Raw genomic sequence first — 13635 nt, forward strand, 5'->3', positions numbered from 1 at the left:
AAGGAGGCACCGAGCACCCTGCCGTCCGGGGTGTCACTGCCGTCGGGTTCGAAGCCCGTCCGGCCCGAGGATGAAGCCTCCCGAGCTGCGTTGGCTGCCTACGAGCTCTACTGGCAGATCAGCGAACAGGCAGGTCGTACACCTCGCGAGAAAGACTGGCGCCCGGAGCTGGCGAAGGCGATGGCCGACCCGGCGCTGACGGACTACGTGAACGAGGTCGCCAACCTCGCCTCCGTGCCGGCACACACTGTCGGCCGGTACCGGCGGGCGCCGAAGGTGACCTCGGTGTCCCTGGGCGAGCCGCCCCGGGTCGTCGTCACCGACTGCCTCGACGCCACCGACGAGCACCTCGTCAGCGACAAGGCCGGTGAGTCCGGCCGAAACCTCGACAACCCCGACCAGCCGCGGCGGTACGAGTTCGAAGCGCAGCTCGTCCGCTATTCGGACCCCGATCGCTGGCTGGTCCAGCAAGTCCAACCACGCCTGGAGAAACCATGTTGAAAGGAAGCTGCCTCCTGGCCGTTGGCCTGGTCACCGCCGCCCTGCCCGCGACGGCGTACGGCCAGGCAGGCCCGGGCGGATGTAAGTCGGCCGGCACCCGCGGGATGTGCTGGGTGGAGGCCACCGATCCGGGTCGCCCGGGAGCAGCAGGGTCCCCGCAGCAGGGATCGGGACCGGCCCAGCAAGCTGGTGGCCACGCATCCGGGCGGCCGCAGTCCGCGTGCGTCGACCAGCCGTGGACACCGCCGCCCGCGGGCGATCCTCTGTGGGGTGGCCATTCGCCGTCCGAGGGCTCGTTGAAGCTGCTGATCTGCCAGGGCGGCGGAGCACTGCAGGGCTGGCCGCGGGTGGTATTCGCGCCGAACGGGCAGCCTGTCGTGGTGCCGCAGGTGTCGCCGGCCGAGCTGGCCGAACAGGCCATCTCGGCGATGGGGCTGTCTGCTCCGGACATCCGGCTCGCGCCACCGGCGGAGTCCCCACATGGTGCGACGATCGGCTTCCCGGTGTGGATGTGGACCGCTCGTCGCGAAGCTACCGTCGGGCCGATCACCCGGACCGCGAGCGCGGGTTCGATCACCGTGACAGCCACGGCGACCTTGGCCAAGATCGACTGGTCCATGGGAGACGGGGCAACCACCAGCTGCACCGGACCTGGTACCGAGTTCACCGACGGCCTGGCCGGGCAGCAGTCGCCGACCTGCGGTTACGTCTATCGCGGCCTGGTCGCTGGGGGAGTGGCTGCCATCAACGCGACCAGCCGTTGGGAGATCCGCTGGTCCGGCGGCGGACAGAGCGCGTTCCGGACGATGACGCTGACCTCGTCGGCGCGCCTTCCCGTCCGCGAGATTCGCACACTGAACACCCGGGGTCCGCGATGAGCACGCGGGTACAGCAGCTGCGCGGAATGCCCGACACGCCGCCTGCGCCAGTTCCACTCCGGCCGCCGCGTCGTCGCCGGTCCAAGCTGCTCGTCCTGCTGGGTGTAGTGCTGTCGGCGGTCTCGGCCGCGGGCATCGTCTGGATTTTCCGGGCGACGGACGACGCAGTGGCCGCGGTCGGTGTCGCTCGGCCGGTTCGCTACGGCGAGGTCATCACCGCCGAGGCGCTGCGCGAGGTCCAGGTCCGGCCGGACCCAGGCCTTCGGCCGATGCCGTGGGATCAGCGGTTCCAGATCGTCGGGCGGACGGCCCCAACGGACCTCGAGCCGGGCGAGATCGTGACGCCCGACGCGGTCGCAGGCTCGGCCACGGTGCCGGGCGCCGGGCAGCAGCTGATCGGCGTGCCGGTGAAGCCCGGCCAGCTACCCGCCGCGCCGTTGCAGCCGCGCCAGCCGATCCTTCTGGTCCCTGCCGGTGCCGACGCATGGCCGCCGGTCCGAGGCGCGGTGATCAGCGTGAGCGATCGCGACGCGACCTCGACGCAGGTGGTGGACGTCGTCGTACCGGAAGCGAATGGCGTGCAGCTCGCCTCGCGGGCATCGGCCGGCGGCGTCGCAATCGTCGTGCTGCCGAAGGATCGGTGATCGAAGTGCTGATCTCCTTTATCTCGGTGAACGGCAGCCCGGGCGTCTCGACGGCGGCGATGGCGCTGACCTGGGTCTGGCCGCGTCATGCGGTGGTCGCCGAGTGCGACCCGACCGGTGGGCGCGCCCTCGGCGTGTTCGACCCGGACGGCAGCCACGGCCGGACCGGCGTGTTCGAGTTGATGCTGCAGGCGCGGACCATGCCGCTGCACCGGGCGATGTCGAGCCAGCTGCTCGTCCTGCCGGACGGCACCGGCCGGCACCACCTGCTGGCCGGCGTGAGTTCTCCGCGAGAGACAGACAGCCTGGATTGGCGCCGCCTGACCTCGCTGTTCCTGGACCTGGAGACGGTCGACGTCCTGGCCGACTGCGGCCGGTTCCGCAGCCGCTCCACGCCGACTTCGGTGCTCTCCGAAGCCGACCTCGTCGTCGCGGTCGTGCGCAACTGCCGCGGCTCGCTGCAGACCCTCGCGAAAGCCGCGGCCGTCCTCCGCGAGGAGCACGGCGTCTTCGACAACGAAGGGCTCGTCGTCCTGATCATCGACCCGGATCCCCGCACCCATCAGCGCTTCCCGCACAGCGAGATCGGCAAGGAACTCGGCCTGCACGTCGTCGGCGCCCTGCCCTGGGACCCGACCTGCGCGGCGCAGTTCACCGACCTGCACCGGCCCGGCCGGAAGTTCGAGACATCGCCCCTCCTGACCCACGCACGCCGAACCGCAGAAGAGATCGGTCGCCGCGCGATGGAGCGCATGAGCTGGCTCCGGAAGCCACCGCCGGTGGTGAACGGCCATGTCCGTTGACGTCGCCGCGTTCGCGGACATCGACGAGGTCGTCGACCGGGTGCAGCAGCGCTTGGCGCCGCTGGTGCAGCAGCAGATCGCGTCGGGAGAACGGGATGAGCGGGCGGTCGCGGAGATCCTGCTCGACGACGTCCTCGCGACGGTGATCAAGGAGTGGGCCGGCTCCGGGCGGCCATTCCTCGACTTCGAACAGGAGCAGACGGTCCGCTCGGCCGTGCTGGCGGAGATGTTCGGCCTCGGCCGGCTCGAGGCGCTGCTGGCCGACGACGAGGTCGAGAACATCGACATCATCGGCAGCGACCCGGTGTGGCTGTCCTACCACGACGGACGTGTCGGCCGGGCCCCGCGGATCGCCGCGACCGACCAAGCTGTCGTGCAGTGGCTGCAGCGGATCGCCGCCCGGATGGGCCGCACCGAGCACACGATCAACGACGCCCGCCCCCTGCTCAACATGGAGCTCCCCGGCGGGGAACGCCTGGCCGCAGCCATCGGCGTCACCGACCGGCCGCACATCTCGATCCGTCGGCACCGGCTGCCGACCGCAGGCCTGGAAGCCCTGCGACAGCGCGGCATGCTCTCGACCGCACAGCTCGCGCTCCTGCGCGCGGCGGTCCGGGCGGAGAAGAACATCGTCATCTGCGGCCGCCAGAAGGCCGGGAAGACGACGCTGCTGCGGGCGCTGTGCTGGGAGGTTCCGCCCACCGAGCGGTTCGCGACGCTGGAGACCGAGTTCGAGCTCGGCCTGCACCGCCATCGAGACCGGTTCCCCGCGGTGGTCGCCTTCGAGGAACGGGAGGGCAACACCGAGCGCTGGGAAAACGGCAGGCCGGTCGGCGGCGTCGACCTCCCACGGCTGGTGTGGCAGTCGCTGCGGATGCACACCGCACGCATGGTCGTCGGCGAGGTCCGCGGAGGCGAGATCGTCCCGATGCTCAACGCCCTCGCCGCCGGCGGGGCCGGATCGCTGTCCACCCTGCATGCGCGCAGCGCCGCGCAGGCCATCCACCGCATGGTCCTGCTCTGCCTGGAGACCAACGCGGCCTGGACGCCCGAGTTCGCCTACGAGGTCGTCGCCAACACCATCGACCTGATCGTCCACGTCGACCTGGTGCACGAGCCCGGCCGTCTCGATCGCCAAATCGCCGAGATCGTCGCTGTCGAGCCAGGGGAGTACGGGCGACCGGCCCGCACGTTCCTCTTCGCCCCGGCGGAGGGTCGGCGTTCCGTGCCGACCGGGAACCTGCCGACCGACATCGAGGACTACGAACGTGGCGGTTTCGACCGCAGTTGGCTGACGAGCAGCGGCGACGGCTGGCTGACCGATCGGAGCCCACGATGACCGAGTTCGTCCTGACCCTGGCCGGCGCAGGTGTCGGCCTGGGTCTCACCCTGGCTGTCCTCGGCATCCACGGTCTTGAGCCGAACGATGTGCCGGCGTTCCGGCGCGGCCGACGATTCCTCGCCTGGTGGTCGACCCGGCGACGCAGCTCAGCACGATGGGCCGCGGCTTCCGGTGCGGGCGCGCTCGTTTGGCTGGTCAGCGGCTGGCCGGTCGCCGGTCTCGCCATCGCCACAGCCGGTGTCTTCCTGCCGTGGCTGTTCGGCGCCGGCAAGGTCGCCACCGACCGGATCGAACGGTTGGAGGCACTCGAGGACTGGCTGCGACGCCTCGCGGACGTCCTGCGCGCGGGCAACGCCGGCCTTGTCGGTGCGCTGCAAGGGTCGGCTCACGACGCGCCGCTCGCGATCAGTCCCGAAGTCACGACGCTGGGCCAGCGTCTGCGCAGCTGGGACGTCGCCGACGCCCTCCTCCAATTCGCCGACGACCTCGACGACCAGATCGGCGACGCCGCCGCGGCCGGCCTCTGCGTCGCCCACCGGCAGGGGACCGGCACCGCCGAGCTCTTGACCACCTTGGCCCGGCAGATCGCCGCCGACGTCGCGGCCCGCCGGGACGCGGAGGCCGAGCGGGCCCGGCGGCGGTCCGCGGCTCGCATCCTGCTCGGGCTGTGGGCCGTGATGTTCGTCGGCTTCGCCGTCTTCGGCAGCGACAGCTACACCTCGGTCTACTGCTCGGTCGGCGGCCAGCTGGTGCTCGCTGGGGTGCTCGGCGTCGTCGGCGTTGCGGTGGTGTGGCTGCGCCGGCTCGGCGTCGAACCTCCGGCAGCGCGATTCCTCTGCCGGGAGCGACCATGAGCACCGAAGCAGCGCTGATCACCCTGGCGATCGTGGCGGCGATTGGCGTGACGCTGGTTGTGGCGGCCTTCGCACCCACGCGGCCACGGCTCGCCGACGTGCTCCACGAGACGCCGCAGGGGCTACGCCATGGTCTCGTCGCACGGGCGGACCGGCTGAAGCTCATCGCGAAACCCGCTGACCTCGCGCTGGTCGGCCAGTCACGGGAGTCCTTTGTGGTCCAGCGGGTCGGCTTGCTGCTCGTCGGTGCCTTGTGGATCCCGGTTCTGACCGTCGTCCTGGCGCTGGTCGGTGCTGCGCCGCCGATCGTGCTGACCGGCGCGGCCTCCGTCGGATGCGCGTTCCTCGGGTGGCAGCTGCCGGTGATCGTGCTGAAGAGCAAGGTCAAGCACGCCCGAGCGGCGTTCGCCGGTGCGCTGGCGGCCTACTGCCGGCTCGTCGCGCTGGGACGGCTCGGCGACCGTGGGCCGGTCGAGGCGCTGCGCTACCCGGCCACGCTCGGCTCGGGCTGGGCGTTTCGGCGGATCAAGCTGGCCATCGACGAAGCCACCCTGCGCGGCCGGATGCCGTGGGACGGCTTCGCCGAGCTGGCCGAGGAAACCGGCGTCCGTGAGCTGAAGGACATCGGGCACATCATCGCCAGCGCCGGCCAGGACGGCGCCAGCATCGTCGACACCCTTCGCGCCAAGGCCGCCGCCCTGGACGAGAAGCAGCTCGCCGACCGCAAGACCGGCTCGTCGGTCCGCTCGGACCGCATGGACATGCCCGTCGCCCTGCTGGGCCTGGCGTTCATCGCCTTCCTCGCGTTTCCCGGCCTCTACCTGATGCTCCACACCTGAGAGGAGAAGATCATGCTCGGCAAGATCACGTTCTGGTGGCTCTGGCTCCAGACACGCCTCGGCCAGTTCGCGGACGAAGGCGAGCGCGGCGACGAGAACATCACCAAGGCGTTCTACGCGGCGCTCGGCATCACCGTCGCCACGCTGATCGGCGCCGGGATCACGGCCTTCGTCAACGGCAAGCTCCCGCTGATCGGCGGCCACTGATGCTGGCGGGTGAACGCGGCGACGACAACGTCGCCGCGGCCATCATCTTCAGCGCCGTCCTGCTGGTCGCCTGGGCGATCCTGCAGGTCGCCGTCGTGCTGCTCGGCCGCGGCGTCGCGCTCGAAGCCGCCCGCGACGGCGTCCACGCGGCCCGGCTCCCACCGGTGGACACCGCCGCCGCTGCCTCGGCAGCGGCCGGCTACGTCACCCGAGCCACGGGTTCATGGCTGAACGAGGTCGCCGCGCACGCCGAGACCGACGGACGCAACGTGTCGGTGACGGTCACCGGGGAAGCCGTGTCCCTGGTGCCCTTCGCGCAGTTCTCCATCAGCCAGACTTCGTCCGGCCCGATCGAGGAGCTGCGGCCGTGAAGCCGTCCGAGCGGGGCGACATCACCATCGAGGCGGTCGTCGGTGTCGTCGCCCTCTTCCTGATCTTCCAACTGGGCCTGGTCGGTCTGCGCGTGCTCGTGGCCGACGCGGCCATCGACGACGCCGCTCGCTCCGCCGCCCGGGCGGCGTCGATCGCTCGCGACGGCCAGGCTGCTGCGATCACGGCGGACCGCCACGCCCGCGCGGTGCTTACCGAGCAGAGACTGGCGTGCACCAGCCTGAACGTGGCCGTCGACGCCCGCGACTTCGCCAAGTCGCTCGGGGAGACGGGATATGTCGTCGCGACCGTCACCTGCGTTGTGCCCTTGGTCGATCTGCTTCCGGGGATCGGCTCGAAGACACTCCGATCGGAGTTCCGCTCACCGATCGACCGGTACGGAGCTCGATCATGAGGTCGCTGCGTGGAGAACGCGGATCAACATCGGTGCTGATCCTCGGCTTGAGCACCGCGGTGCTGGTCGGCGTCGGGTTCGCCGTCGATGGAACCCGCAAAGGACAGGCCTACTCTGCCAGCGGACATGAAAAAATCCGGGTGGGCGGACAGTTCGGTCCGGGTGGGCGGACATGAAATCTCCGGGTCGATGGACATGAGATCTCCGGGACACGCCTGACATCAATGCAGGTAGGGACCCCTCCGGCGGGGTTGGCTCTGGTTGCTGATCAGTTGCCCGCCCGTGCGGCCGGAGGAGTCCCTTGACCAAGTCTGACAGGGAAATCATGGACATCTTGGAAGCGTTCGATTTGACACGCTGTGCGCACTCGGCAGCGGAGCTGGCGGGGGTGGATGAGAAGACCGTCGCCCGTTATGTCGCGATCCGCGACGCGGGTGGTGACCCGTTCACCCCGGCGCGGCGGGCTCGTGGGATCGACCCGTTCCTGGGCAAGATCGAGGAACTGGTGGCGAACTCCCAGGGCCGGGTCCGCGCCGATGTGGTGCATCAGCGGCTGGTCGCGATGGGGTTCACCGGCACCGACCGCACGACCCGGCGCGCGGTCGCCGAGGCGAAAGCAGCGTGGAAGGCCGGCCACCGCCGCAAGTACCGGCCGTGGACCCCGGAGCCGGGGATGTGGATGCAGTTCGACTGGGGTGAGGGCCCTCGAGTCGGCGGGCGGCGCACGCAGTTGTTCTGCGCGTGGCTGTCGTGGTCGCGCTTCCGCGTGGTGCTGCCCGCATGGGACCAGACCTTGGGCACTCTGGTGTCCTGTGTGGATGCGACGTTGCGTCGGATCGGTGGCGCACCAACATATCTGCTGACCGACAACCCCCGGACGGTGACGATGGACCGGGTCGCCGGGGTGCCGGTACGTCACCCTGAGATCGTCGCCGCGGGCCGGTATTACGGCTGCAAAGTCGAAACGTGTGAGCCGTTCGACCCCGAGTCCAAGGGCGGCGCCGAGCACACCGTCAAGATCGCCAAGGCGGACCTGGTGCCCACCACGGCGAACCTGCTGCCCGCCTACTCGACGTTCGCCGACCTGGCGGACGCGTGTGTCGAGTGGTGCGAGCGGGTCAACGCCCGCACCCACCGCGAGACCGGGGCCGCTCCGGATGTCCGGCTGGCCACCGAACTGCAGCATCTGCACGTCCTGCCCGCCGAACCGCACGCGATCGCCCTCGGCGAGGAGCGCCTGGTCGACGATGACCAGACGATCCGGTTCGGGTCGGTGCGCTACTCCACCCCCGACGGGCACCAGGGCAGCAAGGTCTGGGCCCGCGTCACCGGCGACGAGCTGGTCATCGTCGGCGACACCACCGCCGGGCTGACCGAGATCGCCCGGCATGTGCTGTCCACTCCGGGTTCTCCGCGCATCGACGACGCGCACTACCCGCACCATCCGGGCGGGAATCTGCCTCGCCCGCCGAAGGTCAGGGCACGCACTCCGGAGGAGGTCGCGTTCCTCGCCCTCGGCGAGGGTGCTTGCCGGTGGCTGGTCGAAGCCGCTGCGACCGGGGTGACCCGGATCCGGGTCAAGATGGCCCGCGCGGTGGAACTGGCGGCGATCCTGGATGCCGGCCGGGTCGACGACGCGCTGGGGCTGGCGGCGATCGCGGGCCGGTTCGCCGAGGACGACCTCGCCTCGATCCTGGACCACCTGACCTCCTCCGGGCCGCCGAGTGACGTGGTGGTGGCCGATGAGGCCCACTCCGCGCAACCGGGCACCAGCGGCTGGGAGGTGTTCGGCCAGTGAGCAGCCCCAAAGCCCCCGCCCTGCCTGAGGAACTGGACCTGGTGCTGCGCCGGATGCGGCTGCCCTACCTGCGCAAAGCCGCACCCGACGTCCTGGCCACCGCGCGGGCGCAACGCTGGGATCCCGCCGAGGTGCTGCGCGTCCTGCTCGGCGAGGAGGTCACCGGCCGCGGCGCCGCGACCCGGCGGATGCGGCGCAAGACCGCGAACTTCCCCACCGGCAAGACGTTCTCCTCCTGGCGCGCCGAGGAATCCTCGATCTCCGAGGCTACCCAGAACTCACTGTCCACATTGGAATGGATTGGAAGACAAGAGAACCTGGCCGTCGCGGGGCCGTCGGGCACCGGGAAGTCGCACTTCGTGGAAGCCCTCGCGCACTCGGCGATCGAGAACGACATGCGGGTGTCCTGGTTCACCCTGGAAACCTTGACCGCCGCGGTCGGCAAAGCCAAGGTCGACGGCTCGGTGGCCCGCACGATCTCCCGGATCTGCGGCTGCGACCTCATCGTCGTCGACATCGGGATGCTGCCCGCCGGGCAGGACGCCGCCGAGGCGTTCTACCGGATCATCGACGCCGCCTACGAACGCCGCTCGATCGCGGTGACCAGCAACATCCATCCCAGCGGGTTCGACTCGATCATGCCGAAAACCCTCGCCACGGCCACCGTCGACCGGCTACTGCACCACGCCCACCTGGTCACCACCAAAGGCGACAGCCACCGCCTCGCCGAAGCCATCGCGGGCAAGGGGGTGGTCCCCTTGACCTAACCAAGATCCGGAGAACCGCTGTCCATCAGCCCGGACAAGTACTGTCCGCCAGCCCGCAGACCAGCTGTCCGCCCGCCCGGAGTTCCCAATGACCGTTGACACTACTCCCAGGCGACGTCGATTGCCGAGGAAGCAGCGCGAGCCGGAGGCCAGGCACTACGGACCCGCGCGCTGGCCGCGGGCACCGACCCGGACATGGATCCCCAGCTGGCCGTGGTCGAGGCACAGCGCTACCTCACCGCGTCCGGGGTAAGCGGGACGGCACGCTGGACCGACGGCCGCCTCTTCGTCGAAACCGCGATCACCCGCCCGACCGTCTTCCTGAGCTCGATCGGAATCTCCGAGTTCACCGTCCACGGAAGCGGAACGGCGGTCGTGGTTTCCGCAGGTTAGGAGGAGCGCGATGCGAACGACTGCGAGGCTGCTCGTCGGCGTTGCCGCGCTGATCGCGATCATCGCGGTCCCGCCCATGGCGCTGTGGCACTTCCGGTCTGTGTACGTGCCCGACCACATGCCGTCGGCGTCCGAGGTCGTCACGTGGCTGACGAGCGAGGACTCCGGCCAGCTCTTCCTGCTGCTGTTGGTCGGCGCGGGCTTCGTCGCCTGGCTCCAGTTGGTGGTCGCGATCGCGCTGGAAGTGGTTGCCCGGCTCTGCGGTGCCAATGTCCCACGGCTTCCCGGCTCCGCGTGGGCACAGCACATGGCTGCGGCCGTGTTACTCCTCGTACTGACCAGCACAGCGGCTGAGGCTACGGAGCTGGCCGCCGACGGAACTCCGTCCACGCACGTGGTCATCCCCGGCGACAGCCTGACGAAGATCGCCGCCGCCGAACTCGGCAGCGCGGCGCGCTACCGGGAGGTCTTCGACCTCAACCGCGGGGTCCGCCAGCCTGACGGCCGCTCCCTCCAAGACCCCAGCCTGCTACGGCCCGGCTGGGTTCTCCATCTGCCGGGCGATCCCGACTGCGAAGAGGTCATCGTGCGTCCGGGCCAGACGTTGACCCAGATCGCCCGCGAACAGCTGGGCGACGCAGGCCGCTACCACGAGATCTTCGACCTCAACCGCGGACGACCTCAGCCGACCGGACACCTGCTGGACGATCCCGACACAATCCACCCCGGCGACGTTCTACGCATACCGCGCCCGCCGAAGCCTGCCGCAGGCGGCGGCGGGGCGGCGGCCGCCGCAGTGTTCGCCCGCGTCCCCGAGTCATGTCCGCCGGCCGAACCACCTTCCCCGCCGCCTCAACCCGTCGAACCGCCGAAGCCGCCTGGCGGCGAAACTCCGACCCCGACCCGCCAGCCCCCGAAGACCGTGACGCCGACCGCCGATGCAGACGATGGATCATCGGCCGTGCTGACGAGCGTCGGTGGCGTCCTCGCCGCCGGCCTGCTCACCCTGCTGGTGATCCGGCGACGCCGCGCACAGCGGCGCCGCCGTCCCGGACACCGCATCCACATCAAAGAGTCTGGCCCGTTTGAACACGCTCTCCATTCAGCCGCGCATCCGACCACTGTGGAGGACCTGGCCCGGGCGCTGCAAACGCTTGCGGGACACGTTGGAGACGACTTGCCGAAGCTCCGAGCCGTGAAGATCGGGGCAGAGGGCATCACGCTTCGGCTCGCCGCGAAGAGCAAGCCGATCGAGCCGTTCGTCAAGTCAGGGCAGACAGAGTGGCGCCTGGACTCGACTGCGAATCTCGACGGTGACGACGTCCCGCCGCCGTATCCGGCATTGGTATCCCTCGGGTACACCCAGAAGCGCGACCTCGTCCTGATTGACCTGCGAGAAGCGGGCGTCCTTACCCTCGGCGGCGACCGTGAGGCGATCGAGCCTGTCCTGCTCGCCATGGCTTGGGACCTCGCCGTGGCTCCATGGACCGCTTGGACGCAGATCACGCTGGTCGGCGTGGGAAGGACCTCAGCCGAGGCCCACCCGGATCGACTCCGGTTCACGTCGGGCTGGGAAGACGCCATCGAGTCGCTCGAGCCCGAACCGGACCGGCCTCAGGTGCTGCTGTCGGCCATCCCGCTGACCGGCGACGTCGTGCAACGCCTTCTGCCCCTTCGCCTGGACGCCGTCGTGGCAGCTCACGACGAAGACGTCGTGCTGCCCGGTGCGTGGCACCTCGACGTGACGACCCGGTTCACAGCGGTAGAGGTCTTGGGCGAGGACATCGAGCTGCAGAGGCTTTCACCGGTGCAGGTCAGCGAACTCGTATCAGCCCTCGCCGAGGCGGATGAGCCCAAGCAGGTACTGCACCGCGAGTTCCGAGGCGTCCCGCCGGAGAAAAAGGGGGTGCCAGAGCCGCACCAGGCCCGCGAGCCGACGAGGCCGGTCGTGATGCGTCCCGCAGTGGCAGCAATGCCTTCCCTCCAGATGCTGGGTCCGGTGCGGCTGCACGGAGCCGACCCGCAAGCCGTGGAGGGCAAGAAGCTCAACCGCCTGACCGAGCTGGCCGCGTTCCTTGCCCTGCACCCTGGCGTGACAGCCGACGAGATCTCCCGCCAGCTCGGCACGGACACCCAGCCGTGGTCCGCGGCGACCCGGCAGGGCTACATCTCCCGCCTCCGCACCTGGCTCGGGCGGGACGAGAAGGACGAGCTGTACGTGCCGAACGTCGACGCCCGTCACGGCGGCTACCGGATGTCGGACTCGTTCACCTCCGACTGGCGCGTCTTCCGAGACCTGGCGCGCAGTGGTCTCGCCGACCGAGACAGCGCGGTCTCGGACCTGCAGCAAGCTCTCGATCTGGTGCGGGGAACCCCGTTCGGCAACGTCCCGGCCGGCAGGTACGCGTGGAGCTCGTGGCACCAGCGGGAGATGATCGATGCGATCGTCGATGTCGCTCACACCCTTGCTGACGCCTACCAGAAGGCCGGCGACCTCCCCGCGGCACGCCGGGCAGCCATGCGCGGGCTGCTTGCCGAGCCGGTGAGCGAGATCCTTTACCGAGACTTGCTCCGCATCGAGTACCGCGCGGGCAATCTCGCAGCCGTTCGCCAAACGGCCGACAAGCTCGTCGCCCTCGCGGCCTCACTTGAGTTGGAGCTCGATGAGGAAACCAGCGCTCTGGTGAGCACGCTGCTGGCCGACCGGTCGTAGCGAGCAAGTATTCAGGCGAGCCGCTGGTGAATTGTCGACCACGCCTTTTCGCGTGTCTCGCTCAAAGGAAATCCCTGACGTGGGTCTCGAGACACGTGAACTGAAGTCGTGCCTGTCTCGCCCCGGTCTCGCGAACGGTCTCGGTGGTCGAAGTGGCAGTCTCGGCAGGGGAATCGGGCCCTGAACACGTCGTGGTGACGGAAATGGCATGGCGCCAGAGTGGTCCTACTTGGTGTTACGATCAGGATCGTTCCCGCGGGGAGAAATGTCATTTCTCTGGCCGCGTTGAGCTTGTCGGTGGGGCAAGCGCTGAAGGATTGCGCGCCCGGCTTGCTCGCGCCTCGGCAGATCTTCTTCGTTGGGCTGCTGACGCCTCGTCCGCTGAACCCGCCAAGGATGCCTGATCGTCATGAATTCACCCAACCGTGTGATCGTCAACCCTCCTGTTCCAGGGCGGCCCGGTTTTGGCCAACCCCTCCGGCCCGGTGTCTCGGGGCCATCGGGACTGTCCGACCACGCGGTCTCGCCCCTGGGTATGCCCCTGGCCCTGCTCCGAGACGAGGTCCGCGTCGCCTTCCTGGGACGAACCTCCACAGAGGAGCAGCAGGATCCCCGCCAGTCGATCCTGCGCCAGCTGGGCAACTCCAAGACCGCCTTGCCCGAATCCTGGGTCATCGTCGCGCACTTCTACGACGTCGAGTCCGGGCGGATGGAACTGGACCGGCGTGGCCGCGGCGACCACTACGACCGCTTCGACATCCCCATCGCCCGCGACGGGGGCATCGCCGACCTGCTGGCCGAGGCTGCGAGACCGGACCGCCGGTTCGACGTCGTCATCTGCGAGAGCATCGCGCGAGTCGCGCGCCGGGCCTTCGAAGGACTCTCGGTCGAACGAGACCTCGAACGGTGCGAGGTCTCGCTGTTCGCCGCGAACGAGACCATCAGCGTCTCGGGCAGCCGAGCCCAGCGGATCCTGCAGCGCCGGATCAACCAGTCCGTCGCGGAGTACGAGGTCCTGAACACCCTCGAACAGTCCTGGGGAGGCACCTGCACCCACGTCCGCGAGGGATGGAACATCGGCAAGCCCTGCTACGGCTACAAGGCCAAGACAT

General features: G+C 69.6%; 16 protein-coding genes. 15 read left to right on the top strand and 1 reads right to left on the bottom strand.

What is annotated here, in order from left to right; all coding sequences use genetic code 11:
• Window positions 1–90 precede the first annotated feature (90 nt).
• The 15 genes from A3CE_RS0144605 (at window position 91) to A3CE_RS0144670 (ending at window position 12523) form a co-directional block, all read left to right on the top strand.
• Window positions 91–501 (top strand): hypothetical protein, encoded by a 411-nt coding sequence (locus A3CE_RS0144605; protein ID WP_020646615.1) that lies wholly within the window; start codon window positions 91–93, stop codon window positions 499–501.
• On the top strand, window positions 495–1379 hold the full coding sequence (locus tag A3CE_RS0144610) for a hypothetical protein (protein WP_245589707.1): 885 nt from the start codon (window positions 495–497) through the stop codon (window positions 1377–1379). Before A3CE_RS0144605 ends, A3CE_RS0144610 begins: the two co-directional genes overlap by 7 nt.
• Complete coding sequence (locus A3CE_RS0144615) at window positions 1376–2023, top strand: SAF domain-containing protein (protein ID WP_026469464.1); 648 nt, start codon at window positions 1376–1378, stop codon at window positions 2021–2023. Before A3CE_RS0144610 ends, A3CE_RS0144615 begins: the two co-directional genes overlap by 4 nt.
• Window positions 2020–2826, top strand: coding sequence for a hypothetical protein (locus A3CE_RS0144620; protein WP_020646618.1), 807 nt, complete (start codon window positions 2020–2022; stop codon window positions 2824–2826). The genes A3CE_RS0144615 and A3CE_RS0144620 overlap by 4 nt, the downstream gene beginning before the upstream one ends.
• The gene (locus A3CE_RS0144625) at window positions 2816–4165 is read left to right on the top strand and encodes a TadA family conjugal transfer-associated ATPase (protein ID WP_020646619.1); all 1350 of its coding nucleotides are present in this window, start codon (window positions 2816–2818) and stop codon (window positions 4163–4165) included. The genes A3CE_RS0144620 and A3CE_RS0144625 overlap by 11 nt, the downstream gene beginning before the upstream one ends.
• Entirely contained in the window at window positions 4162–5022 is an 861-nt protein-coding gene (locus tag A3CE_RS0144630) for a type II secretion system F family protein (protein WP_020646620.1), read from the top strand. The genes A3CE_RS0144625 and A3CE_RS0144630 overlap by 4 nt, the downstream gene beginning before the upstream one ends.
• Complete coding sequence (locus A3CE_RS0144635; protein ID WP_020646621.1) at window positions 5019–5861, top strand: hypothetical protein; 843 nt, start codon at window positions 5019–5021, stop codon at window positions 5859–5861. Before A3CE_RS0144630 ends, A3CE_RS0144635 begins: the two co-directional genes overlap by 4 nt.
• 12 nt (window positions 5862–5873) lie before the next feature.
• Window positions 5874–6068 (top strand): hypothetical protein, encoded by a 195-nt coding sequence (locus A3CE_RS0144640; RefSeq protein WP_020646622.1) that lies wholly within the window; start codon window positions 5874–5876, stop codon window positions 6066–6068.
• Window positions 6068–6439, top strand: coding sequence for a hypothetical protein (locus A3CE_RS0144645; protein WP_020646623.1), 372 nt, complete (start codon window positions 6068–6070; stop codon window positions 6437–6439). Before A3CE_RS0144640 ends, A3CE_RS0144645 begins: the two co-directional genes overlap by 1 nt.
• The gene (locus tag A3CE_RS0144650) at window positions 6436–6852 is read left to right on the top strand and encodes a hypothetical protein (RefSeq protein ID WP_020646624.1); all 417 of its coding nucleotides are present in this window, start codon (window positions 6436–6438) and stop codon (window positions 6850–6852) included. Before A3CE_RS0144645 ends, A3CE_RS0144650 begins: the two co-directional genes overlap by 4 nt.
• On the top strand, window positions 6849–7028 hold the full coding sequence (locus tag A3CE_RS52790) for a hypothetical protein (protein WP_125592342.1): 180 nt from the start codon (window positions 6849–6851) through the stop codon (window positions 7026–7028). Before A3CE_RS0144650 ends, A3CE_RS52790 begins: the two co-directional genes overlap by 4 nt.
• Window positions 7029–7177: 149 nt before the next feature.
• Window positions 7178–8650 (top strand): IS21 family transposase, encoded by a 1473-nt coding sequence (gene istA / locus A3CE_RS0144655; protein WP_020646625.1) that lies wholly within the window; start codon window positions 7178–7180, stop codon window positions 8648–8650.
• Window positions 8647–9417, top strand: a complete 771-nt coding sequence (gene istB, locus A3CE_RS0144660) for an IS21-like element helper ATPase IstB (RefSeq protein ID WP_020638425.1) — start codon at window positions 8647–8649, stop codon at window positions 9415–9417. Before istA ends, istB begins: the two co-directional genes overlap by 4 nt.
• Window positions 9418–9612: 195 nt before the next feature.
• Window positions 9613–9810: a hypothetical protein gene (locus A3CE_RS52800; protein WP_020646626.1), complete on the top strand. Its 198-nt coding sequence runs from the start codon at window positions 9613–9615 to the stop codon at window positions 9808–9810.
• 10 nt (window positions 9811–9820) lie between these two features.
• The gene (locus tag A3CE_RS0144670; RefSeq protein ID WP_020646627.1) at window positions 9821–12523 is read left to right on the top strand and encodes a LysM peptidoglycan-binding domain-containing protein; all 2703 of its coding nucleotides are present in this window, start codon (window positions 9821–9823) and stop codon (window positions 12521–12523) included.
• A 415-nt stretch (window positions 12524–12938) separates the two neighbouring features.
• Here the strand turns inward: A3CE_RS0144670 and A3CE_RS59090 are convergent, their stop codons facing one another.
• Window positions 12939–13580 carry a hypothetical protein gene (locus A3CE_RS59090; RefSeq protein ID WP_245589709.1) on the bottom strand — a complete coding sequence of 214 codons (642 nt, stop codon included), beginning with the start codon at window positions 13578–13580 and terminating at the stop codon, window positions 12939–12941.
• Window positions 13581–13635 lie beyond the last annotated feature (55 nt).

It is taken from the genome of Amycolatopsis balhimycina FH 1894 (assembly GCF_000384295.1).
GTDB lineage: Bacteria > Actinomycetota > Actinomycetes > Mycobacteriales > Pseudonocardiaceae > Amycolatopsis > Amycolatopsis balhimycina.